At 68.2% G+C, this 24,570-nt stretch carries 30 protein-coding genes; 16 read left to right on the plus strand and 14 right to left on the minus strand.

Annotation, left to right across the window (positions count from 1 at the left end; all coding sequences use genetic code 11):
• Positions 1 to 170 precede the first annotated feature (170 nt).
• The 3 genes from ASD37_RS31985 to ASD37_RS14770 all read left to right on the plus strand — a co-directional run bounded on the left by ASD37_RS31985 (position 171) and on the right by ASD37_RS14770 (position 2,872).
• Positions 171 to 1,196, plus strand: a complete 1,026-nt coding sequence (locus ASD37_RS31985) for a hypothetical protein (RefSeq protein ID WP_200959900.1) — start codon at positions 171 to 173, stop codon at positions 1,194 to 1,196.
• Positions 1,197 to 1,259: 63 nt separating this feature from the next.
• Positions 1,260 to 1,751 carry a hypothetical protein gene (locus tag ASD37_RS14765; protein ID WP_056552059.1) on the plus strand — a complete coding sequence of 164 codons (492 nt, stop codon included), beginning with the start codon at positions 1,260 to 1,262 and terminating at the stop codon, positions 1,749 to 1,751.
• Positions 1,748 to 2,872 (plus strand): hypothetical protein, encoded by a 1,125-nt coding sequence (locus ASD37_RS14770; protein ID WP_056552062.1) that lies wholly within the window; start codon positions 1,748 to 1,750, stop codon positions 2,870 to 2,872. The genes ASD37_RS14765 and ASD37_RS14770 overlap by 4 nt, the downstream gene beginning before the upstream one ends.
• Here the strand turns inward: ASD37_RS14770 and ASD37_RS14775 are convergent.
• The 3 genes from ASD37_RS14775 to ASD37_RS14785 all read right to left on the minus strand — a co-directional run bounded on the left by ASD37_RS14775 (position 2,869) and on the right by ASD37_RS14785 (position 4,792).
• A complete protein-coding gene (locus ASD37_RS14775; protein ID WP_056552065.1) occupies positions 2,869 to 3,267 on the minus strand; it encodes a helix-turn-helix transcriptional regulator in 399 nt (132 codons plus the stop codon). The two genes, ASD37_RS14770 and ASD37_RS14775, sit on opposite strands and share 4 nt — an antisense overlap.
• Before the next feature lie 514 nt (positions 3,268 to 3,781).
• On the minus strand, positions 3,782 to 4,318 hold the full coding sequence (locus ASD37_RS14780; RefSeq protein WP_056552071.1) for a hypothetical protein: 537 nt from the start codon (positions 4,316 to 4,318) through the stop codon (positions 3,782 to 3,784).
• A 129-nt stretch (positions 4,319 to 4,447) separates the two neighbouring features.
• Positions 4,448 to 4,792 carry a S26 family signal peptidase gene (locus ASD37_RS14785; protein ID WP_056552074.1) on the minus strand — a complete coding sequence of 115 codons (345 nt, stop codon included), beginning with the start codon at positions 4,790 to 4,792 and terminating at the stop codon, positions 4,448 to 4,450.
• A 22-nt stretch (positions 4,793 to 4,814) separates the two neighbouring features.
• On the opposite strand from ASD37_RS14785, the gene sodN reads away from it, so the two are divergent.
• Complete coding sequence (gene sodN, locus ASD37_RS14790) at positions 4,815 to 5,237, plus strand: superoxide dismutase, Ni (protein WP_056552077.1); 423 nt, start codon at positions 4,815 to 4,817, stop codon at positions 5,235 to 5,237.
• Between the two features lie 71 nt (positions 5,238 to 5,308).
• On the opposite strand, the gene ASD37_RS31990 is transcribed toward sodN, so the two are convergent.
• Positions 5,309 to 5,464: a hypothetical protein gene (locus ASD37_RS31990; RefSeq protein WP_185934890.1), complete on the minus strand. Its 156-nt coding sequence runs from the start codon at positions 5,462 to 5,464 to the stop codon at positions 5,309 to 5,311.
• Positions 5,465 to 5,837: 373 nt separating this feature from the next.
• Between ASD37_RS31990 and ASD37_RS14795 the strand changes: the two genes are divergently transcribed.
• From ASD37_RS14795 to ASD37_RS14805, 3 genes are read left to right on the plus strand one after another with little or no spacing between them, the layout of a single operon-like run.
• A complete protein-coding gene (locus ASD37_RS14795) occupies positions 5,838 to 6,179 on the plus strand; it encodes a rhodanese-like domain-containing protein (RefSeq protein ID WP_056552080.1) in 342 nt (113 codons plus the stop codon).
• Between the two features lie 19 nt (positions 6,180 to 6,198).
• Positions 6,199 to 7,275: a DUF4328 domain-containing protein gene (locus ASD37_RS14800; protein ID WP_056552083.1), complete on the plus strand. Its 1,077-nt coding sequence runs from the start codon at positions 6,199 to 6,201 to the stop codon at positions 7,273 to 7,275.
• On the plus strand, positions 7,272 to 8,102 hold the full coding sequence (locus tag ASD37_RS14805; RefSeq protein ID WP_056552087.1) for a glycerophosphodiester phosphodiesterase: 831 nt from the start codon (positions 7,272 to 7,274) through the stop codon (positions 8,100 to 8,102). Before ASD37_RS14800 ends, ASD37_RS14805 begins: the two co-directional genes overlap by 4 nt.
• Here the strand turns inward: ASD37_RS14805 and ASD37_RS14810 are convergent.
• The 4 genes from ASD37_RS14810 to ASD37_RS14830 form a co-directional block, all read right to left on the minus strand.
• Positions 8,099 to 8,644, minus strand: a complete 546-nt coding sequence (locus ASD37_RS14810) for a ferritin (protein ID WP_056552090.1) — start codon at positions 8,642 to 8,644, stop codon at positions 8,099 to 8,101. The genes ASD37_RS14805 and ASD37_RS14810 overlap by 4 nt on opposite strands.
• 137 nt (positions 8,645 to 8,781) lie before the next feature.
• Positions 8,782 to 10,044, minus strand: a complete 1,263-nt coding sequence (locus tag ASD37_RS14815; protein WP_200959901.1) for an LCP family protein — start codon at positions 10,042 to 10,044, stop codon at positions 8,782 to 8,784.
• A 33-nt stretch (positions 10,045 to 10,077) separates the two neighbouring features.
• Positions 10,078 to 10,857: a CPBP family intramembrane glutamic endopeptidase gene (locus tag ASD37_RS14825; RefSeq protein ID WP_056552099.1), complete on the minus strand. Its 780-nt coding sequence runs from the start codon at positions 10,855 to 10,857 to the stop codon at positions 10,078 to 10,080.
• A 20-nt stretch (positions 10,858 to 10,877) separates the two neighbouring features.
• Entirely contained in the window at positions 10,878 to 11,693 is an 816-nt protein-coding gene (locus tag ASD37_RS14830) for a DUF2470 domain-containing protein (RefSeq protein ID WP_056552102.1), read from the minus strand.
• 125 nt (positions 11,694 to 11,818) lie between these two features.
• On the opposite strand from ASD37_RS14830, the gene pheA reads away from it, so the two are divergent.
• The gene (pheA, locus tag ASD37_RS14835) at positions 11,819 to 12,739 is read left to right on the plus strand and encodes a prephenate dehydratase (RefSeq protein ID WP_056552105.1); all 921 of its coding nucleotides are present in this window, start codon (positions 11,819 to 11,821) and stop codon (positions 12,737 to 12,739) included.
• Positions 12,736 to 13,416: a histidine phosphatase family protein gene (locus ASD37_RS14840; RefSeq protein ID WP_056552108.1), complete on the plus strand. Its 681-nt coding sequence runs from the start codon at positions 12,736 to 12,738 to the stop codon at positions 13,414 to 13,416. The genes pheA and ASD37_RS14840 overlap by 4 nt, the downstream gene beginning before the upstream one ends.
• Positions 13,417 to 13,422: 6 nt before the next feature.
• Here the strand turns inward: ASD37_RS14840 and ASD37_RS14845 are convergent, their stop codons facing one another.
• The 3 genes from ASD37_RS14845 to ASD37_RS14855 all read right to left on the minus strand — a co-directional run bounded on the left by ASD37_RS14845 (position 13,423) and on the right by ASD37_RS14855 (position 15,555).
• Complete coding sequence (locus ASD37_RS14845) at positions 13,423 to 13,614, minus strand: hypothetical protein (RefSeq protein WP_056552111.1); 192 nt, start codon at positions 13,612 to 13,614, stop codon at positions 13,423 to 13,425.
• Between the two features lie 113 nt (positions 13,615 to 13,727).
• Positions 13,728 to 14,078, minus strand: a complete 351-nt coding sequence (locus ASD37_RS14850) for a metallopeptidase family protein (RefSeq protein ID WP_056552114.1) — start codon at positions 14,076 to 14,078, stop codon at positions 13,728 to 13,730.
• A 4-nt stretch (positions 14,079 to 14,082) separates the two neighbouring features.
• Entirely contained in the window at positions 14,083 to 15,555 is a 1,473-nt protein-coding gene (locus ASD37_RS14855; protein WP_056552115.1) for a septum formation family protein, read from the minus strand.
• Between the two features lie 103 nt (positions 15,556 to 15,658).
• Between ASD37_RS14855 and serS the strand changes: the two genes are divergently transcribed.
• From serS to ASD37_RS14875, 4 genes are read left to right on the plus strand one after another with little or no spacing between them, the layout of a single operon-like run.
• A complete protein-coding gene (serS, locus tag ASD37_RS14860) occupies positions 15,659 to 16,912 on the plus strand; it encodes a serine--tRNA ligase (protein ID WP_056552118.1) in 1,254 nt (417 codons plus the stop codon).
• Positions 16,909 to 17,742 carry a DUF5718 family protein gene (locus tag ASD37_RS14865; RefSeq protein ID WP_200959902.1) on the plus strand — a complete coding sequence of 278 codons (834 nt, stop codon included), beginning with the start codon at positions 16,909 to 16,911 and terminating at the stop codon, positions 17,740 to 17,742. The genes serS and ASD37_RS14865 overlap by 4 nt, the downstream gene beginning before the upstream one ends.
• A gap of 8 nt (positions 17,743 to 17,750) precedes the next feature.
• A complete protein-coding gene (locus ASD37_RS14870) occupies positions 17,751 to 18,743 on the plus strand; it encodes an MOSC domain-containing protein (protein WP_056552121.1) in 993 nt (330 codons plus the stop codon).
• Complete coding sequence (locus ASD37_RS14875) at positions 18,740 to 19,579, plus strand: SDR family oxidoreductase (protein WP_156720882.1); 840 nt, start codon at positions 18,740 to 18,742, stop codon at positions 19,577 to 19,579. Before ASD37_RS14870 ends, ASD37_RS14875 begins: the two co-directional genes overlap by 4 nt.
• On the opposite strand, the gene ASD37_RS14880 is transcribed toward ASD37_RS14875, so the two are convergent.
• From ASD37_RS14880 to ASD37_RS14890, 3 genes are read right to left on the minus strand one after another with little or no spacing between them, the layout of a single operon-like run.
• On the minus strand, positions 19,576 to 19,908 hold the full coding sequence (locus ASD37_RS14880) for a hypothetical protein (protein ID WP_370072946.1): 333 nt from the start codon (positions 19,906 to 19,908) through the stop codon (positions 19,576 to 19,578). The genes ASD37_RS14875 and ASD37_RS14880 overlap by 4 nt on opposite strands.
• A complete protein-coding gene (locus ASD37_RS14885; protein ID WP_056552127.1) occupies positions 19,905 to 21,449 on the minus strand; it encodes a Rieske 2Fe-2S domain-containing protein in 1,545 nt (514 codons plus the stop codon). The genes ASD37_RS14880 and ASD37_RS14885 overlap by 4 nt, the downstream gene beginning before the upstream one ends.
• Before the next feature lie 37 nt (positions 21,450 to 21,486).
• Entirely contained in the window at positions 21,487 to 22,170 is a 684-nt protein-coding gene (locus ASD37_RS14890) for a phosphotransferase (RefSeq protein WP_056553371.1), read from the minus strand.
• A 67-nt stretch (positions 22,171 to 22,237) separates the two neighbouring features.
• Between ASD37_RS14890 and ASD37_RS14895 the strand changes: the two genes are divergently transcribed.
• The 3 genes from ASD37_RS14895 to ASD37_RS14905 are packed head-to-tail and all read left to right on the plus strand — an operon-like array spanning position 22,238 to position 24,568.
• A complete protein-coding gene (locus ASD37_RS14895) occupies positions 22,238 to 23,005 on the plus strand; it encodes a 1-acyl-sn-glycerol-3-phosphate acyltransferase (RefSeq protein ID WP_056552130.1) in 768 nt (255 codons plus the stop codon).
• Between the two features lie 4 nt (positions 23,006 to 23,009).
• Positions 23,010 to 23,756 (plus strand): 1-acyl-sn-glycerol-3-phosphate acyltransferase, encoded by a 747-nt coding sequence (locus ASD37_RS14900; RefSeq protein ID WP_056552133.1) that lies wholly within the window; start codon positions 23,010 to 23,012, stop codon positions 23,754 to 23,756.
• Positions 23,756 to 24,568: a Cof-type HAD-IIB family hydrolase gene (locus ASD37_RS14905; RefSeq protein WP_056552136.1), complete on the plus strand. Its 813-nt coding sequence runs from the start codon at positions 23,756 to 23,758 to the stop codon at positions 24,566 to 24,568. The genes ASD37_RS14900 and ASD37_RS14905 overlap by 1 nt, the downstream gene beginning before the upstream one ends.
• Positions 24,569 to 24,570: the final 2 nt, after the last annotated feature.

A 24,570-nucleotide genomic window follows, 5' to 3' on the forward strand; every position in this document is an offset into this window, starting at 1 on the left:
CGCTCGCGTCGACGTCCCGTTCCGGCCCCGATCTCCAGACGTGGGTCTCAGAGCGCCAGCAAACGAGAAAGCGTACTCGTGCAAGAATTGCCACTGATCGGCGACACCGATCGGGGGTGCTGCAGGGGCGTCCCTGCGGAATCGTCAGAGGTCGCGAGGGGTGTTGTCACGTGGCTACGCGAGTGCGCATCGCCGCGGCGGCCTGTCTGATGGTGTCGGGGTTGTTCGTCAGTGGCGCCGGTGCCGCGCTGGCCCTTGCCGACCCCGATCCAGCTCAGAGCGACGACGGCGGAAGCACGCCGACCGACCCGACTGACGCGGGCACCCCGGCTGTTTCCACCAAACCCACCGGGCCCTCCGCGGCCGCCACCGCCACGGCCACCCCGAAGGCAAATCCGCCGAAGCCGACGTCCCAGGTCGGCGACGGCCGAAGCGGCATGCCGCTGGGCGGCACCGGAACCACCCGCACCCCGACGGCTCCCAGCAAAGAGGCCACCCCCACCGGCACGGCGGCGCCGCAAACGGAAACCCAGACCGCGCCTACACCCGACGATCAGACGCGCGCGGCGGACGCCGACGAGCCCGAAGAACACCCGGGATGGAAGTGGTGGCCGTGGTGCTGGCCAACCCCGCCGGGACCCGGCCTTCCACCAGGCAGCGGCAGCAGTACCGGCAACGGAGGTGGCGGCATCCGCAGCGGACTGCCGCCGACCGGCGCCGGCATCCCGCGATCGCCGGCGCTACCGATCGTCCCCGTCGATCCCACCGCCGACGTCATCGGCGGATTGGCAACCACCGCAGCACAATTGCCCCTCGCACCGCTCGCGCTACCCGCCGTCGTTGCCCCGCTCGGCGTCGGAGTCGGAGTCGGCGGGCCGGGAGGACCCGGCGTCGCACCGCGACCCGGGCCAGCGCAGCCCCGAGCGGGTGCGACGGCGAGTCCGGCTCCGCCACCCCGAGCCCAGGAACAGAACCCGCCCGCCTTCAGCGCGAGCAACGGCACGATGCCCGCGAGCTACCGAGCCGGCTACGGCGAATACCTGCGCACCGCGAGCATCGGGGACATGGCGGCAGTGGCAGTACCCGGCGTCACGGGCATCCTCGGTCTCACCATCGCGGGAGGCCTGCTTGGGTTCCGGCAGGCCCGCGCCGGCCAGGCCCTGCGCGCCAATGGCACTGCCAGGTTCACGAGTTGATCGAATTCGCCGTGCCTCGGCACGTAAGGACGGGAATAGTGGACTCATCGAGAGGGGGATCCGATGCCAGCCAGTCGTCGCGTCACGCGCGCCGTCAGTGAGGTTCTCGATCTAGCACCCCGGCGGGGCGAGGTGTCGCTCGCACGCCTCGTCGATTCGGTGGCGGAAAGCCGCGGCCGACCCATCGAGCTGAAGATGGCGGACCTGCCGTCGGGCGTGTGCGGCCAGTGGCGGCAGTACGCCGATCGAGACGTCTTCCTGATCCAGCAGGGCCTGCCCGCCGGAGACCGGACCCTTGCGCACGAGCTGGGCCACCTCGTCCTCGGCCACGAAGGCATCTCCGTGGTCGAAGCGGCCAGGGACCATACCGAATTCGCCAGCTCCGACCTCATCGGCTACATGCTCAACCAACGGACCGGGTGCATGGGTCCCAGCGGCGAAGACCTCGAGCAGGAGGCCGAGGACTTCGCCGCGCTGCTCATCTATCGGTTGGGTCGACTGCCGTCGGACCGCGCCTCGATCGTGCAGGTGCGCCTCGGAGAGGCGTTTGGTTGATCATCTGGGTGATCGCCGGTCTCCTCGGATTGGCAACCGGCCTGCGCATCGGCTGGGCACTCGTCAACAAGCAGTCCCTGGTCAGCGCGGCGATGATCCTCGCCCTCGGCAGCCTCGGACTGGTGGCCGCACTCAACTGGGAGCCTCTGACGCTCCTCATCGACACCCTGGTCCGCTGGCCCAACGTGTCCACGGTGCTCAGCCAGGTCGCGTTGATCGCCTGCGCCGCCGGCAGCTGCGTGATGATCACGTCGGCCGCCTCTGAGCGCAAACCCGCGACGATTCGCCGCATCGCGGTCATCCAGTACGGCATTGCGACCCTCATCGCGGCGCTGACGATGGTGGCGTTCTTCACCTCGCCGCAGCAGCCCGAGATGGCGCCGCAGGAATTCTTGCGGCGCAACCTGGGGCCCGGTGCGATGACGGCGTCGTGGCTGTTGCCGCTGCTCTACGTCATGCTCGCGTTGACCCTGGTGGTCTGGGCCGGGGTACGTCACTCGAACCGAACCCGCCGCGGCCGCGCCCTCTTCGTGTTCACCGTCGGCGTCGTGCTCATGGTCCTGGCGAGTGCGTTCTTCCTGCTGCGCGCCGTTGGCACCACCGACTTCATCGGCGTCGGTGCCGCCGCCACCCTGCTGGGCTGCGCCATGCTCGTCGTGGCCAGCGGATCGCTGCTGCCCAGCGTCGAGGACTGGTTCGGCGCGCGTCACGAACTGCGGATCATCCAGCCCCTGCTCGACGAGCTGAGTCGACGGCACCCCAACGTCGGCATCGGGGTCCGACCACGCGGGCCGCTGCTGTTCCGGGTCGCCGAGCAGATGTCGATGATCTCCGACGCGCTGTACCTCGAGGCCACCCGTGCGCTCGGAGGTGAGGACGCCGCCGCGTCGACTGACGCCGAGCACCCGGATTCGCCCGACGTCGAGCCGGAAGAACAGGCGCTGCGCATCGCAGAGTGGATCAACGCCGGTCGGGAAAACCCCGGGGACGCGGCGAATGCCACCTTCCCCGGACCACATTGGCTACGCCAGCCGCCGTCGTATTCGGATCGCGAATGGATCCTCGCGATTGCCGATCAGTACCGGACGCTCGAGAACAAGGTGAGCGTCGCGTCGAGCTAGTCGTCGAGGTGCTCTTGGCGACGGAGTTCGTCCACCTTCTGGACGATGTCCTGCTGCGCCTCGGGGGAGAGTCCGACGGTGCGGGCCGCGATGCGGCGGATGCCCTCGTCGCGCATGCTCGCCAGCCAGGTGAGTTCCTTGTCGAGCTTCTCGTAGTACTCGTCGTCGGTGAAGTAGGCCGGCTTGATGCGGAAGAAGTTGGCCAGGGCCGCCATCGTCGCAACCGAGGGGTTCGTGCGATTGCCCGAACGCAACTGGGAGAGGTAAGGCGCGGACATCGTGACGCCTTCAGACTTCAGGGCGGCAATGACTTCAGCCGACGTATGGGGGCCACGTCCCGGGGGGTAGACGGTGTCGAATAGGCGGTTCAGCCTGGCGGAAAAAGTCATGCTCATCGATCTGTCCTCCACTTAGCGTTACGAGCGGGCGTCCCTTGAGGCGTATTTGCTGATCATCGTAGCGAGAGTTGCGCCGACAACCAAGTGCAAACCACCCTAGAGTCCGTTGCACCCCACGTTACTACCCGTACCTGTGTGCTCTAGCAGCGGTTATCTCCTGCCTGGACTGCGCCGAATCCAAGCGCCGCTAAGCCAAAAATAACGCTGGAGTTGTTTTGCCCTGTCTCTCGGCGTGCTCGCTGCCAAATAGCGGGAGCCCGTATCGGCCTTGAGAAATCGGTTCAGCGCTCGGCTTCGACGACATCGGTAATTTGCTCATGAATTCGACCGCGGATTACGGACGCAGCTACCGACGCCGCCTTCGCCCACGTCAGTCCCCGACGTAGGCGAGCTTCCTTCGCGGCAGCGGTCGTCGCGGTGACAGTAGCCAATGGCCGGTTCCGTCGAGACGGTCGACGAATCGAGTACGCGACGGCCCCGAAGGCCGCCGGCGGGAGCGCTGGGAACCCGGTTAGGCCGCCGCAAGCAGCATGGCGAGGACGGCGGTGTCCGGATGCGTGATCGGGTCGACGCCCACCCTGCTGACCATCGAGGTGATGGTGCCGTCGGACTCGGCCTCCACCCACGCCGCCCGGTGATCGAGACCGAGGTGCGGCAGGCCGGGGAGTAGGACGCATCCTGACGCCGCACCCGCGCATTCCGGAAGCGACGGCATCGTCTCCGACGGTGGGTGCAACATCAACAATGCGGGCGGCTGGCGGCGGGCGAAGTAACCCGGCGGGATCGCCCCGTCGCCGACCACGGTGCCCTCGGCGATGACCAGTCCGACGGTGCCCGGCGCCGGCTCGTCGGGTAGCTCCTCACGCACACCGAAGATCGTCGTGGTGGAGAGCAGACCGGGCAGCGAGGCCACCCGGACCGCGACGATCAACAGCTGTGCCCATTCCTTCGTCGAGTCCGGCCAGCGGCCCGAGACCACGAAACCCTTGAGTGCTCCACCGGAGTGGAAGGGTGCGACTTCGATGGCTCCATGAGATCCGGTATCCATCACTGCCTCCGATCGGTGCGCGTGATTGCCGCCCGACACGGCTGTGGGTCAGTCCCGAAAGCTTGCGGCAGGTAGCAGCTAGCACGCAATAGGACACGAGTGCCAGTAATGCAACCGAAACCCTCGAGGTCAGCGCGGCTGCCGTCCGGCGAACCGCCACACCACGCGGTAGGACCCCTCTGCCCTCACCGGACCGAAGTCGTGCGAGTCGGAGGCGTACCGCGCTCTCGGGTTGTCCGAGCGCGCCTCAAAAATCGCGCCATGGGACGACGGCTGGACGTCGCCGACCCTCTTGACGAGCCACCTGGTCGACTTCGACGGATCGCGGAAGACCCGGATCTGGTCCCGTTTGGGCTCGCGGCCGTCACGAAATCCGACCAACCACCCGCCAGGGCTCAGGGTCGGGCGCATCGACTCACCGTCGACTCGAAAGATTCGAAGGGGCCAGCCTCGCGGAGCTTGATTGCCGCTCATCCCCAAAGGGTAAGTTCAATACATGCTTCCTCGACTCTTACCCAACGCAACTCCCGCCCACGCCCACTGCGACCTGTACTGCGGTGTCTACGATCCGGCTCAGGCCAAGATCGAGGCGTTGTCCTGCCTCAAGACGCTGAAGAAGTTCCACGACTCCGACGACGACCACTTCAGGACGCGCGCCATCATCATCAAGGAGCAGCGTGCCGAAGAGGTCAAGCACCACCTGATGGTGTTGTGGGCCGACTTCTTCACCAAGGACCACTTCGAGCAGTTCCCGAACCTGCACCAGCTGTTCTGGGACGGCGTGCACGGCGCGGGCGACGTGAAGAAGTCGACCGACATCGCCGTCGCCGAGAAGCTGCTCAAGACGATCGACGAGATCTCCGACATCTTCTGGCAGACCGAGAAGTCCAAGGACATGGGCGTGTACCCACCCGCCTGATCACACCCGTCAACCAAGAAAGGCCGGCTTCGCGCTTAGCGCGGAGCCGGCCTTCTTCGTGGCCGGGACGGTCAGGTCAAGACGATGAGCGCGAGCACACCGAGCAGGGCGAGGGCGATCAGTCCCGCGCGCAGGCACGCCATCAAATGGCTGTGGGTGTAGACGTGTGCGGACGTGTGCCATTCCGACGGCGGGACGGCCCCCGGCCCCAGTGGATGCGATGCCATCAAAAGCTCCTGACCTGCGCGATCAACGTTAATTCTCCAGTGAGATCTGTCACAACGTTGCTTGTGATCGCGATCATAGCGCCTGTGGATCGGCGAGAAAAATTGGCCGCCGCGGTTTTCGTGCGGCGGGAAGGGTGGTTAGCTCGGCGTCGTTTTTCGCTCGGCGCTGTGGGCCCTGTTGATCGCCGGTGGTCGAGGTCTCGAGTTATCCACAGTCAATTTCCGGTCGCCGACGGATTTGCCGGGTCAGGGGCTTTTCCATGGCTCGGTCCCTGTGCATGAACCTGTGGAAACTGTGGATAGGCCTCTGATTGCTGTTCTCGCCATGCCAGCATTGGTGGGGTGAGATTCACGACGAACCAAGGAGTGCGCAGTGAGTGACGACCAGGTCGGAGAGGCCGAAATCACCGACGTTCCCGTCACCTTCGACGAATCGGTGGTTCTGCTCGACGTCCGCGAGGACGACGAGTGGCAGCGCGGCCACGCAGAGGGCGCCCAGCACATCCCGATGGGGGACGTGCCGGCCCGGATCGCCGAGATCGACACCGACGCCACGCTCTATGTGGTGTGTCATGCGGGCGGCCGGTCGCTCCGCGTGGCGCAGTACCTCGCCCGCAACGGCTACGAGCCCCTCAACGTGGCTGGGGGCATGCTGGCGTGGGCCGGAGCCGGGCGCGCCGTCGTCACCGACGACGGCTCTGCGGGCACCGTCTGAGGAACCGTAGGCTGGTCGCGTGATCCAGGTTTGTTCACGGTGCGGCACGCGCTGGAATGTGCGCGACCGCCAGCGTGTCTGGTGCCCTCGCTGCCAGGGCTCGCTGCTCGCACCGTCGGCGGAGTCCGAACCGCAGTGGTCGACGCGAACCTCCGCGGACTCGAAGCCGGGAGCCAACGGATCGGGTCAGCGCCTCCCCGCCGGCTACCGCTGGATCGCGGTGCGTCCTGGCGCCGCCCCACCGGCCCGCCGTCAGCCCCGGCCGCTTGGGCCGACGCCCAGGTACTCGGTGATCCCGCGCTGGGGGCTGCAGGACCGGTTCGAGCTGGCCGCACCCGAGCCCGCGGTCGAACCGCCCAAGACGGCGACGCGCATGGTCCAGACCACGCTTCTGCTGACGATGCTGGCACTGGTCTTCGCCATCGTGGTCCACATCGCCAACTACGCACTGCTGCTCTACAACCGCTCGAGGCTGCTCAACCCGATCGTGGCGGGCATCGCGACGTGGGCGGGTGTCGCAGCCAGCGTGCTGGTGTTCTTCACGCTGATCGCCACCGCGGTGGTGCTGACCAACTGGCTGATCGTTCGGCGGGCCAACACCTACGCGCGTTCGAACGTGGAGGATCCGCGTCCGGCGTGGCAGCTGTGGGTGTGCTGCCTGCTGCCGTTGGTCAACCTCTTCTGGGCCCCGGTGTTCGTCATCGAGTTGGCCAGGGCGGAGGGACGGTTGTCATGGCTGCGCACCCCCATCGTGGTGTGGTGGTGCGGGTGGTGGGTCAGCTTCCTGGTGTCCGCGTTCGCGTTCGCGACCAGCTTCACCACCGACGCGCAGGGCATCGCCAACAACACGATGGTCGTGACGATCGCGTTCCTGGCGGCGCTCGCAGCGCTCCTGCTGACCGTGCGCATGTACCAGGGGTTCGAGCATCGGCCCGTCGACCACGGGCCGACGACGCGGTGGGTCGTCGTCGACGACGCCAAGACCCAGGAGAAGGACGTCGAGGTCCCCGAGGACGCCGAACCTCAGGACCGCGACTCGGAATCCGCTGAGTCGGACCGGAAGGAACCGGCGGCGTCAGGCATCATCAGCGCATGACTTCGGCCGACGGGGCAGTGGGCGGGCACCCCTTCGTGGTGGCGCACCGGGGCGCGTCGGCCGAACGCCCCGAGCACACCATCGCCGCCTACGAGCTCGCCCTTGAGGAGGGCGCCGACGGGGTGGAGTGCGACGTGCGGCTCACGCGCGACGGTCATCTGGTGTGCGTCCACGACCGACGTGTCGACCGCACGTCGACCGGTACCGGCCTGGTAAGCGACATGACGCTCGCCGAGTTGCGTGAATTCGACTACGGCGCTTGGCATTCCAGCGCGCAGGCGGGCGGCGGCCAAGGCGAAACCGGACTGCTCACCCTCGACGACCTGATCTCGCTGGTCCTCGACTGGAAGCGTCCCGTCAAGATCTTCGTGGAGACGAAGCATCCCGTGCGCTACGGCGCATTGGTGGAGAGCAAGGTCTTGGCGCTGCTGCACCGGTACGGCATCGCGTCACCAGCGTCGGCCGATCTGTCCCGAGCCGTCGTGATCTCATTCTCCGCGGCCGCGGTGTGGCGGATCCGCCGGGCTGCGCCAATGCTCCCGACGGTGCTGTTGGGTGACACGTCCCGGTACCTGGGCGGCAGCGCGGCGACGACGGTCGGTGCGACCGCGGTGGGACCGTCGATCGCCACGCTGCGCGAGCATCCAGAACTCGTCGACCGCGCCGCCGCCCATGGCAGGGCGTTGTACTGCTGGACCGTCGACCACTACGAGGACGTGCGGTACTGCCGTGACGTCGGAGTGGCCTGGGTGGCGACGAATCACCCCGGCCGCACCAAGGATTGGTTGCAGAACGGGTTGACCGACGCCCAGTCGGACGGCTCTTAGAGCTTGCCGCCTGCGGCCTTGGGTGCGGTCGCGTCGGCTTCTTCCGCGCCGATCTCGCGAGCGATGAAGTCCTCGAGGTGGAACAGGTCGGCGCCCGCGCGCTCACTGACCCGGACCAGCGTGGTCATCAGGGCGACTTCCTCGACCTGCTCCTTGAGGAACCACTGCATGAACTGCTCGCCGAGGTAGTCGCCCTCGTCGCGCGCGACGGCGGCCAGGCGGCTGATGTGCTCGGTGACGGTCCGCTCCTGCTCGAGCGCGAGGCGCAGCGCCTCGGTCGGCGTGGTGAACGAGTTGCGGACGGAATCGGTGCCGGGGATCTCCACCTCGACGTCGCGATCGATGAGGTACTGGACGAGCATCATGGCGTGGTTGCGCTCGTCGAGGGCCTGGGCGTAGAAGTGCTTGGCGAGCTGCGGCAGATCGGCAGAGTCGAAGTGAACGGCAATCGCGGTGTATTGCTGCGACGCGGTGAACTCGATGCGGATCTGCTCCTGCAGCAGGTGGTGGAACTTGGTGTCGTGGGTGGTTGCTTCGCTCATGCGGAGGACGATAGTGCAGGTCAGCACCCCTTGTCATCAAAGGTCTGACTAATTAAGGCGAGGTTGCCCTAATTGACGGACTTCGAAAGTGACTGGTGACGCGAGTTTGCTGCCGGAGCGAGTAAGCCCAGGGTTGGCTAACCGTCGCCCTCGTCGAGAACGTCCTGGGGCACCGCGCTGTCGGTCGCCATCGCGTGGAAGAGACGTGTCGCCGCATCGTCGTCCCACACCACCACCGAGCCAGAATCGCTTCCGGTGAACTCGCCGATCGGCACGGTCGTGGTGGTGACGGGCCCGTGAAGGGCCCACGCCAACCGGGCGAGATCCCACACGTGTGCGCCGGAGTCCACGGTCACCGCGCCCGAGGCCGCGTGCGCCATCGGGTGCCAGCGCAGCGGGTTGAGCAGAACGGCGGGGCTGGCGGCACGCTGCATCAGCGCGGACATGAACTCCCGCTGGTGAGTCATCCTGTCGAGGTCGGCGCGCGGCGTGGCTCGGGAGCGGACGTATCCGAGCGCAGTTCGGCCGTCCAACTCCTGACATCCGGCGGGCAAGTCGATGCCCGCGAGCGGGTCGCTGATGGGCTCGGGCGGACACATCGAGACGTCGCCGACGGCGTCGACCATGGCGGCGAAACCGTCGAAGCCGATCTCGGCGTAGCGGTCGAGCCGAAGTCCCGTCGCCTGCTCGACCGTCTGCGCCAGAAGCGGCGCGCCACCAAGTGCGAACGCCGCGTTGACCTTGTCCTCGCCGTATCCGGGGACGGGAAGGTAGGAGTCGCGGGGGATCGAGACCATGGTGGTCGGGGCACTCGATCCGAGGCCCGGCACGTGGACCAGCAGGATCGTGTCGGTGCGGCCGTTGCCGAGGTCCCCTCCGGTGGCGAGCTCGGACTGCTGCTCGTCGGTCAGGCCTTGGCGGCTGTCCGATCCGACCAACAGCCACGTGGTGCCGCTACCGGCCGGCGGGCGGTCGGGCAGCGCGGTCAGCGCTGGCACGCGATGCAGCGAGGTGTCGATCCAGACGGCGGTGCCAATCGCCGACGCGACGACAAGGAGGAGAACGGTCATGAAGATCCGTCCCCAGTGGCGCTTGCGCTTGGGCTTCGGTGCGCGGGCCTTCGGCGCGGGGGCGGGTGGCGATGGTGGTGGCCGGCGGGGCGGGGGAGGCCGTCGGGCCGGCGGGGGCGCGGGGCGGTACTTCGGTGGTAGTGGTGGTGCGGGTGGTGGAGGAGGAGGGAGGCGAGGTGCTGGGGCGCGCGGCGGAGCGATCGGTTGGGTGGCGTCGGGAGGGCGCCTCGGCGGAGCGGGCGGTGGCCGGTAGTTCGGGTCGCGCCGGATGACCTGCGACGCCTCCACCGGTGGCCGGGGCCGCCGCGGATCGGGCCGGTTGTCGCTCACGGGTCTGAATGTACGGGCAGGGGACGCCCGTGGTCAGGACGTGATCCCCAGCCAGCTCAGGTGCCCGGCGAGCAGGGCGTAGCCCACGAAGGCGACGGCGTCGATGAGACCGTGCGCCACGATCAGGGGCCACAGCCGTCCCGTCCGCTGCCACACGTACCCGAAGACGAGACCCATCACGATGTTTCCGATGCCCGCGCCGAAGCCTTGGTAGAGGTGGTAGGCGCCGCGCAGCAGGCTGGAGGCCACCAGGACGGCGACCGGGGAGTAGCCGAGCTGACGCAGCCGCGTCATGAGGAACGCGACGACGATCACTTCTTCGGCCCAGCCGTTGGCGAACGCCACCGCGAGCAGAACCGGGATGCGCCACCAGGTGTCGCCAAGTTCCGATGGGACGACGGCGACCCCGATGCCCAACGCGCGGCCCGCGACGTAGAGACCGAGACCGGGCACGCCGATCAGCGCCGCGAGGCCAAGGCCGCCCAGCAGGTCGGGGCGCCAGCGGAAGCGCCCCAGGCCGATGCGACTGGGGCCAAACCCACTGCGCCACAACAGGTAGAGCCCAAGCAGGCCCCACGCGATCAGCTGGAAGACCGACGCCAGGTTCAGGGCGAAGTTGATCAGGTCGATCGGCGAGAGTTTGCGGTTGAGCGCCACCTTCTGCCCGGAGAGACCGAGCAGGACGGCCTCGGTCAGGCTGACGAAGGCCGTGTAGGCGGAGAGTCCGAACGTGACGGCGAGGACGACGGCGATCTCGAGGCGGATCGCCCGTTTGCGAGGGTCGGGCAGCAGCTCGTCCGTCGCGCCCGTCACCGGAGCTACGGTAGCTGCCGTCAGATGCGGCGGGCGCGCAGCCCGTTCAGGAACGGACAACCCATCAGGATCCGGATGGCCTGGCTGAGACCGGTGACGTCGTCGACCGGCTTGGCGAACGGCAACCGCACGTCGTGGTCGCCGTCTTCGGCCTCGACGCGGAGCTGGACGCCGTAGCGGTCGAGCCCCAGCGGTCGGACGTGGCCGCGTCGCAGCGGTGTCGGGAGCCGGTTGGCCAGACGGTCGACCACTTCCCGATGAGCGGACTCGAGGTGCTGGAGCCAGCCCGATTCCATGGCGCAGAAGGGGTCTGGCTGGGCGTCGAGCAGGGCACTGACGCCGACGGACTCGGCTCCCGTCGAGTCGGCCACAACGACCGAGTCGATCTCGAGCCGCACCAGGGTGTAGGGGGTGTCGCCGCCCTCGGCCTGCTCGGTGCCGGTGTTCACTTGCAGCAGCGCAGGATTCGGGTTCTGCTGGGCGATCATGTCGAGGAGTCCCGACAGACCGGACGGCGGGACGTGGAACAGGCGGCCGCTGATCCAGACGAGCGAGCGCACCGGCTCGCGCAGTGGGAGCGGCGCGTAGTCGGTCATCTCGAGGACCGCCTGAATGCCCGAGGCGCCCGAGGTGACGATCATCCCGGCCAGCGGACCCCCGGAGGGCACCATGATCGCGAACGACCCGTCGTCGAGGAGGTGGTGCATCGGGGTGGGGGTGGGGTCGGCGCCCTCCGCGGCCAGCATCGCGCCGCCGCCACGGGCGCACGCGCTGCGAATCCGTTCGGCCGTCGTGGGTGCCACCAGGGCCGTTCCTGCCGTTGCGTCGCCGATCATCGCGTCTGCCTTCCGTCGGATGAGGTAACCCTAACTTAGGCTAGCCTCACCGAATGGTGCAAGTGTTTCCGAAATGGTCGCCGCGGGTCGGTGGGCGACGGGCTCGGTGCCGATAGGGTTGACCCGTGCCACGCGTCGCCTACCTGGGTCCCCAGGGGACCTTCACCGAGGCGGCATTGCTGCAGATGGTCGGCGCCGGTGCCCTCCCCGACTCGTCGCCGCTGGTGCCGGTGACGTGCGACAGCGCCGACGGCGCGCTGGCCGCCGTTCGCAGCGGAGCCGCCGACTACGCCTGCGCACCGATCGAGAGTTCGATCGAGGGCTCGGTGGTGCCGACGATGGACAGCCTCGCCGCGGGCACGCCGCTCCAAATCTTCGCCGAGCACACGCTCGACGTGGCCTTCAGCATTGCCGTCCGCCCCGGCACCGCCGCCTCCGCCGTTCGGACCGTCGCCGCCTTCCCCGTGGCCGAGGCGCAGGTCAAGCGGTGGCTGGCCGCACACCTCCCCACCGCTCACACGGTGCTCACCACGTCCAACGCCGCCGCGGCGCACGACGTCGCCGAGGGCAGGGCCGACGCAGGGGTCAGCACCGCGCTCGCCGCCCAGCGGCTTGGACTGGCCACGCTGGCCGACGGGGTGGTCGACGAACCGAACGCCAGGACCAGATTCGTCCTCGTCGGCCCGCCGGGACCGCCGCCGGCGCGCACCGGCGCGGACCGCACGTCGGTCGTCTTGCGGCTCGACAACGTGCCAGGTGCGCTGGTCGCCGCGATGACCGAACTCGCGATGCGCGACATCGACCTGGTTCGCATCGAATCGCGGCCAACTCGAGTCGAATTGGGGACGTACTTCTTCTTCCTGGACTTCGTCGGGCACGTCGACGACGATCCGGTGGCCGAGGCACTTAGAGCGCTTCACAGACGTTGTGCAGACGTGAGATACCTGGGTTCATGGTCGACAGGCACCGCCGTCGGTGCGACACCGCCGGTCACCGACGAGGCGACCGGCTGGTTGGCCGCACTTCGAGAGGGGCGCGTCCGATGACCGGTCGACTGATACTGGTTCGCCACGGCCAGTCACACGCCAACGTCGCCCGGCAGCTCGACACCCGGCCGCCCGGCGCACCGCTCACCGACCTTGGCCACGAACAGGCACGAGCATTCGGCCGCTCCCTCGAACATCCCGTCGGCCTGTTGGCGCACTCCACCGCCCTGCGTGCGGTCCAGACGGCCGCCGAGATCGGTACGCACCTGGGCCTGGACGCCGTCGAATTGGACGGCATCCACGAGGTGCAGGCCGGCGACCTCGAAGACCGCAGCGACGAGGACGCGCACGAGGAGTTCAACGCCATCTACCGGCTATGGCAGAACGGCGATCTCGAAGTCCCCATGCCCGGCGGCGAGAGCGCCCAGCAGGTGCTCGACCGCTACCTGCCGGTGGTGACCCAGCTGCGCCTACGCTTCCTCGACGATCACGCGTGGGTGGGTGACGTCGTCGTGGTGAGCCACGGCGCCGCGATCCGGTTGGTCGGTACCGCGCTCTCCGGCGTCGACCCCGGCTTCGCCATCGAACATCACCTCGCCAACACCGAGTGCGTGGTCTTGAGCCCGATCACCGACGGCCGCTGGAGTTGCCTGCAGTGGGGGCCGTTCACGCCACCGTTCGAACCGGTCGAGCACCCGGTCGAGGACGCGGCGCACAGCGCCGATCCGATGGGCTGACCCAGGTCACGATGCCGCGGAGGCGACGACGACCACCGCGCAGGTGCAGCCGACCGCTTCGCAGTCGATGCTGAAGGAGTGCAGACCGTCGGGGGTGGCACAGTCCTCTGTGCACTCGACGTGGAACGAGGCGTGGTGCACGAGCGTGCCGTGGCAGTGGTCGAGGTCCTCCCGGCACTCGCGACAAACATCCGACATGTCTCCAGTTGTAGCACCGCCCACCGACGAACCTTGGCTGCCGCGCCTGAAACCCCCCCGTCGCTCCGCTCGCCCCGGAACCCCCCCGTCGCTCCGCTCGCCCCGGAAGTGGTTCAGGCCCAACCGAGTTCGTGCAACCGGTCGTCGTCGATGCCGAAGTGGTGGGCGATCTCGTGGATCACCGTCACGGTCACCTCGTGAACCACGTCGCCCTCGCTGTCGCAGATGTCGAGCAACGCGTGGCGGAAGATCGTGATGGTGTCGGGCAGCGAGCCGAAGTACGTGGAGTCGCGTTCGGTCAGCGCGACGCCCTCGTAGAGCCCAAGCAGATCGGGCTCCTCGGGATGGCGGTCCTCGACGAGCACGACGACGTTGTCGATCGCCTTCGCAAGGGTGGGCGGGATCTCGTCGAGCGCGTCGGACACCAGCTCGTCGAACCTGTCCGAGCTCATCCGAACGGGCACGGTGCTACTGCCCCGGCGGCGGACCCGGCGCTACCGGAATCACGGGTGCCGGCTCGCCGACGACCGGGGCAGGTGCCGGGGCGGGGGCGGCGGGATCCCCGGCAGGCGGGAGAAGTGGCGGCCCGTCCTGCGGCGGCAGACCGCCGTCGCCCTGAGGTCCCGGCGGGGGCGGCGGACCGTTGAGGAACGTGTTGCCCTGCGGCGGGAGCGGCGCGCCCGACGTCGGGGACTGGGTGCTCTGGGTCTGCGTGCTCTGAGTCTGAGTCTGGGTGGGAGTGGCCTGCTGCCCGGGCAGGTGGTTGTTGCCCTGGCTGCTGGAGCTACTCGAGCTGCTCTGGTCGCTGAGGTCGATCTGCGACGACACCTGAGACGACGTGTCCACCGGGGGGAGCGGAATTGGCGCCATGTCCAACCGTTCCTCGGGAATGTCGGGCACCGCGACCGGCGGCTGACCGTTGATCAGCAACGGCCCCTTGGCGCTGTTGAGCAGCGTCGACCAGCCACCGTTGCCCAGGGTGGCGCCGATGCTGCACGACACCTGCTTGCTCCCGGCGGACCAGCTCGGCAGCGAGATCGTGCTGTAGATCAGGGTGAGAGTGGTCTTGCGCAGCGCCACGGGTGCGAGGTACGCGTCCGTCATCCGCGTGCACGCGTCCTTCACGAACTGGTCCTGGTCGCCGTCCGGCGGCACGGGGCCGGGGAACTTCTCGGCGAGGTTGACCGCCCCCGTCACCTCCATGGCGTGTGGCTTGGCGCAGTCGGTGGGGATGTCGGTGGGCTGATTGGTCGCCGGATCGATACCGAGACACGTCCCGGCCGGCCACACCTTCGACTGGTCGACGTCGGCGACCTTGCCCGCGAACGCCAGCTGGTGGTTGTCGGGTCCGGCCAGCTGCAAGCCGCACAGCATGCGGCGTTCGTCGGCCTGCCGCCACGCCTTGTCGCCCGACCAGACCAGGCTCACGCTGAACCGGCCGTTGGGGTCGTACTTCGCCCCGAGGTACTGCCGGGCCGCGGCCTGACACTGCTCCTGGCTGATCTGCCTGATGCGCGCCTCCGACGGCGGCGCGGCGTCGGGGCCGTACTCGGTGCCGGGGAACGTCCTCATGTCGATGCGGTCGGCGACTTCGAAGCGGTGCTCGTCCTTGCAGTCGACGATCTGTGCGGCGTCCGGAACCTGCTCTGGCCAGTTCAGGCACGTGCCGCGGACCGCGAGGTCGAACGTGGCGTTTCCGCGCGAACCGCCGCCCAGGGCGGTCTTGCCTGCGTTGAGTCCGACGGGGAGCCCGCCCTGTCCGCCGCCGGGGATCGCGGTGATGACGCCGGCGATGAGGAGCGCGCCCAACGCCGTCAGCAGCAGCGCCCGTCGCGTCGACTCGGCCTGAAGGCTCCGCCACCACGCCGGGCGGCGCGACGGCGGGGCGGCCTCGTCTGCGCTCAGTTCGGCGTCATGGGGTGCATCCAACATCTGGTCCATTGTGACAGGCGAGCCGCGTCGTGTGACAAGAGATGCAGTTGTAGCGTTATGAGGCTGTGCCCCGGGGTTGGGGTGGCATCCCGCCAAACGTAGGGTTTCATACGTGATCGACCTGAAGCTGCTACGTGAAGATCCCGACCGGGTTCGCACGTCGCAACGGGCGCGGGGTGAGGATCCCGCCCTCGTAGACGTGCTGCTCGACGCCGACGCGACGAGGCGCTCCTCGATCTCCGCCGCCGACGGCCTCAGGGCTGAGCAGAAGGCGGCCAGCAAGTCAGTCGGAGCGGCATCCGCCGACGAGCGACCCGCGTTGCTGGCGCGTGCCAAGCAGCTCGGCGAAGCGGTCAAGGCCGCCGAAGTGGAGCAGGCCGCGGCCGAAGCGGCCTTCACCGCGGCGCACATGGCGATCCCGAACGTCATCCTCGACGGTGTCCCGGCGGGCGGCGAAAGCGACTTCGTGGTGCTCGACACCGTCGGCGAACCGCCTGCGATCGAGGATCCGAAGGACCACCTGGAGCTCGGCGAAGCACTGGGCCTGCTGGACATGGAGCGCGGCGCCAAGGTGTCCGGTTCGCGCTTCTACTTCCTGACCGGATACGGCGCGCTGCTTCAGCTCGGAGTCATGCAGCTCGCGGTGAAGCTGGCCACCGAGAACGACCACACCCTCGTCATCCCGCCCGTCCTGGTACGACCCGAGGTGATGTCCGGCACGGGATTCCTCGGCGCGCACGCCGACGAGATCTACCACCTCGAGGCCGACGACATGTACCTCGTCGGCACGTCGGAGGTCCCGCTGGCCGGCTACCACTCCGACGAGATCCTCGACCTCTCCGAAGGGCCGCGACGCTACGCGGGATGGTCGTCGTGCTTCCGCCGCGAGGCGGGTAGCTACGGCAAGGACACCCGCGGCATCATTCGCGTTCACCAGTTCGACAAGGTGGAGGCCTTCGTCTACTGCAAGCCGGAGGACGCCGAAGCCGAGCACCAGCGCCTGCTGGACCTCGAGCGCCGAATGCTGGCCTTGATCGAGGTGCCCTACCGGGTGATCGACACGGCCGCAGGCGATCTGGGCTCATCGGCGGCCCGCAAGTTCGACTGCGAGGCCTGGGTGCCGACGCAGAAGACCTACCGCGAACTGACGTCGACGTCGAACTGCACCACGTTCCAGGCCCGACGCCTCTCCACCCGCTATCGCGACGAGAACGGCAAGCCGCAGATCGCGGCGACGCTCAACGGAACGCTGGGGACGACCCGCTGGCTCGTCGCCATCTTGGAGAATCACCAGCAGCCGGACGGCAGCGTCCGCGTCCCGGATGCGTTGGTGCCCTACGTCGGAAAGTCGGTACTCACGCCATGAGCCAGGGTGTCCCGGAACTCAAGACGATCGACCTCGACCTCGAGGAACTGCGGTCCTGGTTCGGGTTCGGGGTGGCTGGCAACTTCGCCGGGCACCTCGAGCAGGCCGGCGAGGCCGCGGACTTCGTGAACGTCTCGAGCGAAGGGGCGGCACCCAAGGGCATCTTCCCTTGGTACGCACCGGGTTACGACGGCTTCCTCGGTGACTTTCCGCTGTCCAACGACAGCATTCTGTTGCCCGAGAGTGACACGCCGCTGAACCTGCAGATCGAACCCGAGGTCGGGTTGGCCTGCCACGTGGCGTGGCAGGGCGACACCGTGGTGTCGCTGCAGCCGTTCGCCCTCGGCGCGTTCAACGACTGCTCGATCCGTCGGCCAGGCGCACTGAAGATCAGCCACAAGAAGAACTGGGGCCCGGCGTCCAAGGGGGTGGCCGCCCGGTTCTTCGACGTGGGCGACCTGACGCCCGACGGGCCGACGTCCACGCTGCGGCTGGTGTGCGACCTGCTCACCGCCGACGGCGAGGAGCACGGCTACGGCGTCGACAGCCCACTGCTGGGCTACTCGTACTACGGCGAGGTGCTCCTCGACTGGGTCACCGAGCGTCTGGCCAACCAAAAGGGCTCGCCCGAGACGCCTCTGGAAGACGTCGGACAGCTGATGGTGGCGGCCGGACATCCGGCGAACGTGCTGATCGGCATCGGTGCGACCCGGTACACCGAGCTCGGCGAGTCGACCTTCCTGCAGCCTGGCGACGAGGCGATCGTTCGGGTGTACGACACCGCGTCCGATGTGTATTCCGAACTGCGGCAGGTGGTTTCATCTCGTTAGGAGGTCCGATGGCGGACGTCGTGGTATCCCAGCTGTGGCGGTTCCCGGTGAAGTCCATGGGCGGACACCGGGTCGACGCGGTCCGCGTCGACCGGCGAGGTGTGCACGCCGACCGGCTGTGGGCGGTCCGCGACCTCGAGAACGGCGTCACGGCGTCGGCGCGACGAGTGCCCAAGCTGTTGGGCTGCTCGGCCGCCTACATGTCCGAACCCGGGGCCGACGCCGGACCGGGCAACGTGCCGGAGGTGACCGTCACGTTTCCGGACGGCACCGAGTGCTCGAGTTCCGACGACGCGGTGCACGCGCTGCTGTCCGAGCTGATCGGCCGTGAGGTGCGACTGGTCGCGCTGCCGCCGGTCGACGACACCAGCCAGCACCGGATGACGATGGCCGACTCGCTGGCGAACTTCCGCGAAGCGCAGGTGCGCAAGGACTTCGGGCTCGACGATGCCGAGGCGCTGCCGGACACCTCGGTGTTCAGCACCAAGGACATCATCACGCTGGCCCGGTTTTCCACGCCGCCGGGTACTTTCGTCGACCTGGCGCCCGTGCATCTGATGAGCTCGACGAGCCTGGCGTCGTTGTCGGCGACCGCCGAGGCCTACGACGTGCGGCGGTTCCGGCCCAACGTCCTGGTCGACGTCGGTCAGTCGGATGCAGAGTTCCCCGAAACGGCCTGGGCGGGCGGGGACGTCGAGATCGGTTCGGCCACCCTTCGCGTCACGATCCCGACCATCCGCTGCGTGGTGCCCACCAGGCCGCAGGCGGGGCTGGACCTCGATCGTGGGGTCACCCGCCAACTGGCGGACCGGACGAACCGCTTCCTCGGCGTCTACGCCGACGTGACGCGCGCTGGGCTGCTGCACGTTGGCGACGTGGTGTCGGTGCGGCCTGCCGCCCCGCCGACGGCACGGCACCGGGTGTGGTCGACCGTGGAGAAGGCGGCCACCCGCCAGGTCCAGCGCCTGCTCGAGGCAACCGTGCTGCGGGAGAAGCATTGAGCCGGGTGGCGGTGATCACCGGCGGTGCCGGCGGGATGGGTCTGGCCACGGCCAAGATCGTCGGTCGCGAGCACGCGGTCGTCCTGTGTGACATCCGCCAGGATCGACTCGACAGCGCAGTTGGCGCGCTCGAGGGACTGGGCGTCACGGTGACGGCGGTGAACTGCGACGTCACCGACCGTGCGGCGGTCACCGAAATGTTGCAGACCGCAACGACTCTCGGGCCAATTGTCTCGGTGATCCACACTGCCGGGGTGAGTCCCAGCATGGGCGACGCCGAGTACGTGACGAGGACCAACGCGCTCGGCACGCTCCGCGTCAACGAGGCCTTTCACGCTGCCGCGCCCGCGGGGTCGGCGATCGTAAACGTGGCCTCGATGGCGGCGCATCTGGTTCCCGAGGAGCTCATCCCCACCGCGGCGTTCCCGCTTGCCCTGGACGACGAGGACGCCTTCATGGCGGGCGTGCGCTCGGCGTGCGACGCCATGCCCGAGCCGTCGCGGTCCGCTTTCGCCTATGCGGTGAGCAAGAGTTTCGTCAAGTGGTACAGCGCATCTCAGGCCGAGCGGTTCAACGGACGGGGCCAGCGCATCGTGTCGGTCTCGCCCGGTTCGGTGGACACGGAGATGGGCAAGCTCGAGGAGCGCAACGGTGCGGGCGCGATCGTCGCCGACTTCGCGGTGCCACGCTGGGGCAACGCCGAGGAGATGGCCGAACTGTTCGCGTTCTGCGCCAGTGACAGGGCCGGCTACCTCACCGGAACCGACATCCTCGTCGACGGCGGCGTGGTGGCCTCGATGAGGGAGCGGGCCAGGGTGGCCGCCCGGCAGGCTTAACGCTCCAAAAGTTGGTCGAGGACCGCGGTGAACTCGTTGGCGCGCAACGGGGTAAAGGCCGGGCTGGGACGCGTGCCGGGAATGTCGAGGGTCACCAGCGTCGACTTGACTGGCCGCCAGACGTCAAGCGGCAGCCAGCGACGCAGGTCCGAGCTACCCCAGATGCGAAAGCGGTTGAGCACCAAGCCCAGTGGCTCGGTGCGGTACCCGCGGACCGTCCGCAGCGGGATCACCTTCGAGGTCCCCGACGGAAAGTGATATCGCCGCAGGGTGATGGCGTGCCGATCCAGCAAGACGAGGCCGTCGTCATAGCTCGGATTCTGGCTCACGCCTTGGCGCTCCTGAGCTCGTGTCCCTTCGACGTCAGGCATTTGCCGTTGGTCAGGTTCCACGACCAGCCGTGCAGGTTGCACGTCAACGTCGTGCCGTCGACCACGCCGAACTTCGACAGATCCGCCTTCAGGTGTGGGCAGCGGCGCTGAATCTCCCAGCCGTCCAACGTGATCGACGCGGAATCGTCGTGCGCCTCGGCGAACCACCCGTCCGCGTACGCGATGCGCTCGTCGGTCAGGCACTTGAAGAACGTGTACAGGTACTCGTTGTAGCCACCGACCCGCCACGCCTTGAACCGGGTGGACAGGAAGATGGTGTTGACCCAGTCCGGCTCGTCGTCGCGCAGCACCGTCCGGACCAGCTCGGGGGCGATCTCGAAGCCGTAGCGGAACTTCTCGTCGGCAATCGGTTCGCGCACAGTCCGTTTCGGGAAGTCGAGCACCACCGACTCCTGGCCCATCCGGAGCTCGACCGGGTAGCCGATGCCGTCGCAGATCTGGTCGCTCTGCAGCATGATCGGCTCGAACTTGGCCCGGAGCGGCTCCAGCAGCGGGTCGCCGTCGGCCGGGGCCCAGCTGGCCTTGGCGGCGGCCAGTACCGGCGCCATCCGCTGCGCGTACGCCTCGATGTAGTCGGCCTTGCCGGTCGTGAAGATCGTCTCCGGCTCGTCGACCGGATGAATCAGCGAATTCAGTTCGGAGCCAGTGAAGTCCGCGGTGGTGCCGGGAATCATCAGCAACCCGCGGTCGTGGCCGTGGGTACGCATCTGGTCGAGGAACACCACCTGGTCGGGGAAGATGTTGGCCGGGTCGCCGTGATCGTCGTTGAGGTCGCGCAGTTCCGCGTCCAGGAAGCACGGTGGGCCTGCGGACGGAACCACCCAGGTGGCGCCGACCTGGGCGATGTACTGCCGGCAGCGGTCCATCTGACGCTGCCGCTTCTGGATGCCGAAGGCCTCCTTGGCCCGCGCCGGCATGTCGTAGACCATCGGGTACCAGATCGCGCCCGAGTACTGCAGCATGTGCACGTCGACGTGCCCGAACTCGGACTCGAGGACCTCAAGGTCGACGGGCCTGGCGTCGTTCATGTTGAACGCGACGGTCTCTCCGTCGGAGACCACCAGTCCCGAGTCGCCGATGGGGCCGTCGGCCGGCGCGCGCAGGGCGATGATCATGACGTCGAGGTCGCCCTTGGGGCCGCTTACCCGATGTTTGGTCGAGTCGGTGGTCTCGAAGAACCGATGAAAGCCGAGAGCCTCCAGCGCGCGACGCAGGTCCGGCACGGGATAGTCCGGCAGCAGCACCACGGCGTCCTTGTTGACGTGCGCGGCCAGGTGCTCCGGATCGAAGTGGTCCTTGTGCAGGTGGCTGACGTAGAGGTAGTCGCAGTCCCCGAGACGGTCCCAGTCCAACTGGCTGTTGTCCGGAAACGGAACCCACGACGCGAAGTAGGCCGGGTTGACCCAGGGATCGCAGAGGATGCTTCCGGCGGCGGTATCGATCCGGAAGCCGGCGTGTCCGACACTTGTGACCTGCACGTATTGCCTTCCCTGCGGGGTATTCGTCGCCTCGATCCTACCGGGGCGGGCCAGCCTGCTCCTGCCAGCGGGCGCGGTAGTAGGCGATCCGCTCGTCGTCGGGTTCTATTTCGTACTCGTCGAAGAACTCCGCCTCGAACCCCGGTCCGTAGTTCCATTCCAAGGACATCGTCGCCACCGCAAGATCCGCCCACCGGTCCGCGACCCCGAGGTCGCCGAGGTCGACGTTCCCGCTGCACTGGGCGTCCTCGGCGACGACGGTATTGGGCGCGCAGGGATCGCCGTGGCAGACCACCAGCAGGTCGGCGGTTGGCGCGTCGGCGGGGATCCAGGACGGTGCGCCGAACGGGCACTGATCCACTGGCGCCGCCGCGTGGAGGAGGCGAAGCCCCTGCGCGATCGCCCTGGTGACCGTGCGCGGACGCTTGGTCCAGTAGGGGTCGACGGCCGAACGTCCCGGCAGTGCCGCGGTGTGCAGCCAGCCCGGTCCCGACGACAGGATCGTGGGCACGGAGTGGTACTCGATGGCCCACGTCATCCGCTCCGCCTCGGCGACCAGGAGTGCGGCGTGCTGTTCCGGGTAGACCTTGACGAACTCCTCGCCGGCCAGCGAGAACGTGACGCCGCCGAGGTCGTTGAGCCACACCGCGGTCACCTCGCGATCACCTGCCAAGTCGGCGACGTGCTTCGGAACGGGAAGGGTTTCGGCGGGACGGGTCACGGTGCACACCCTTCCACGTGGGACCTTCCACCCTGCGATGAACACGACGGCACTAGGCTGATGAGTCGTGGAACCGGTATACGGAACTGTCATCACCCTCGCGCGCTGCGTGTGGCGGCTGCAGGGGCTGAAGTTCACCGTCACCGGTGTGGAGAACCTGCCCGCCACCGGCGGCGCCGTCATCGCGATCAACCACACGAGTTACTTCGACTTCACCTTCGCCGGGCTTCCCGCCTTCAAACAGGGACTCGGCCGCAAGGTGCGCTTCATGGCCAAGCGAGAAGTGTTCGACTCCAAGGTGAGCGGGCCTATCATGCGGAGCCTGCGCCACATCCCGGTGGACCGCGACAGCGGGGCGGCGTCGTTCGCCGAGGCCTGTCAGCGGCTCAAGGAGGGCGAGCTCGTCGGCGTCTATCCGGAGGCGACGATCAGCAGAAGCTTCGAGATCAAGGAATTCAAGTCGGGCGCCGCACGCATGGCGATCGCCGCCGACGTGCCGATCATCCCGCACATCGTCTGGGGCGCCCAACGCGTCTGGACCAAGGGGCACCCCAAGAACATGCGGCGGCCCAAGGTGCCCATCTCGATCACCGTTGGTGAACCAATCATGCCGACGTTGCCCGCCGCCGAACTGACGGCGCTGCTGCACTCACGCATGCAGCATCTCCTCGAACAGGCACAGACCTCCTACGGCCATCACCCGGCCGGCGAGTTCTGGGTTCCGCACCGGATGGGCGGCGGCGCCCCGACTCTCGCCGAGGCCAATCAAATGGACGCCGACGAGGCTGCCGAAAAGGCGGCCAGGCGCGCGCAACGAAACGAGTCCACGGAATAGCACCATGGAGCCGGTCTTCCGCGCCTTGGAGATCACGGCAAGGACCGCCGTGCGAGTCACCGGTGCGCGCATCACCTACCGGGGCTTGCGGAACATCCCGGCCGACGGTGGCGCGGTGATCGCGATCAACCACACCGGCTACCTCGACTGGCTGCCCGCAGCGCTCGGCGTCATGCGCCGCCGCCGTCGGCTGCGCTTCATGATCAAGTCGGAGATGCAGCGAGTGACGTTGGTCGACTTCCTGATCCGGCACACCAAGACCATCCCGGTGGATCGGCGAGCGGGTGCGGGGGCGTACGCGGTGGCGGTGGCGCGGCTGCGGGAGGGCGAACTCGTCGGCGTCTACCCGGAGGCGACCATCAGCCGCAGCTTCGAGCTCAAGGACTTCAAGACCGGCGCGGCGCGGATGGCGTTGGAGGCGCAGGTGCCGATCGTCCCGCTGATCGTCTGGGGTGCGCATCGTGTCTGGACCAAGGACCATCCACGTCACCTGGGCCGCAACGGGATTCCGATCACGGTGGCAGCTGGCCCGCCGCTGGCGCCTGCCGGGTCCGCGGAAGAATTGATGCGCCACCTGCGCGCGGAGATGGGCGAACTGCTCGACGAAGTGCAGCGGTCCTACGATCATCCCGAGGGCGCCTACTGGGTGCCTCGTCGCCTCGGTGGAGGCGCCCCGACCATGGAAGAGGCGATAGTGCGCGAAGAAGCCGAGCTTGCCGAACGCGCCCGCAGGGAGTTGGGGGACCACTAGTGCTGCCACTTCTCATCGCCACGGACGTCGACGGCACCCTGCTCGACCACGACGAGCTCGTCACGCCGCGCACCAAGTCCGCCGTCATGGCCGCGGTCGACGCGGGCACCCAGTTCGTGCTCGCCACCGGCCGCCCGCCGCGCTGGATTCCCCCCGTCGTAGAGGCGTTGGGCTTTGCGCCCATGGCGGTCTGCGCCAACGGGGCCGTCCTGTACGACTCCGCGACCGACCGCATCCTGTGGTCCAGGACGCTGTCGGTCGAGCTGCTCACGGAGCTCGCCGAGGTGGCCACCCGCGTCATCCCGGGGGCCGGCCTCGCGGTGGAGCGCGTCGGCCGCAGCGCCCACGACGCCGCGACGCCGCAGTTCTTGAGCTCACCGGGGTACGAGCACGCGTGGCTCAACCCCGACAACACCGAGGTGTCGCTGGCCGACGTCCTGGGCGCACCGGCGGTCAAGCTGCTGATCCGCAAGTCGGGGGCCCAAAGCGCGGACATGGCGGCGGCCTTGGCCCCGCACGTCGGACTGCAGGGCGATCTGACGTATTCGACCAACAACGGTCTGATCGAGGTGGTGCCGCTGGGCATCAGCAAGGCGACCGGCGTCGCGGAGGTCGCCACACCGCTGGGCATCATGGCCGAGGACGTCGTGACGTTCGGGGACATGCCCAACGACATTCCGATGTTGCGCTGGGCGGGGCTCGGCGTCGCCATGGGCAACGCCCATCCCGAGGTCAAGGCGGCGGCCGACGAGGTCACCGCACCCAACACCGACGACGGGCTGGCGCGCGTCCTCGAGCGGTGGTGGCTGTAGGG

The sequence above is a fragment of the Mycobacterium sp. Root135 genome (assembly GCF_001426545.1).
Taxonomy (GTDB): domain Bacteria; phylum Actinomycetota; class Actinomycetes; order Mycobacteriales; family Mycobacteriaceae; genus Mycobacterium.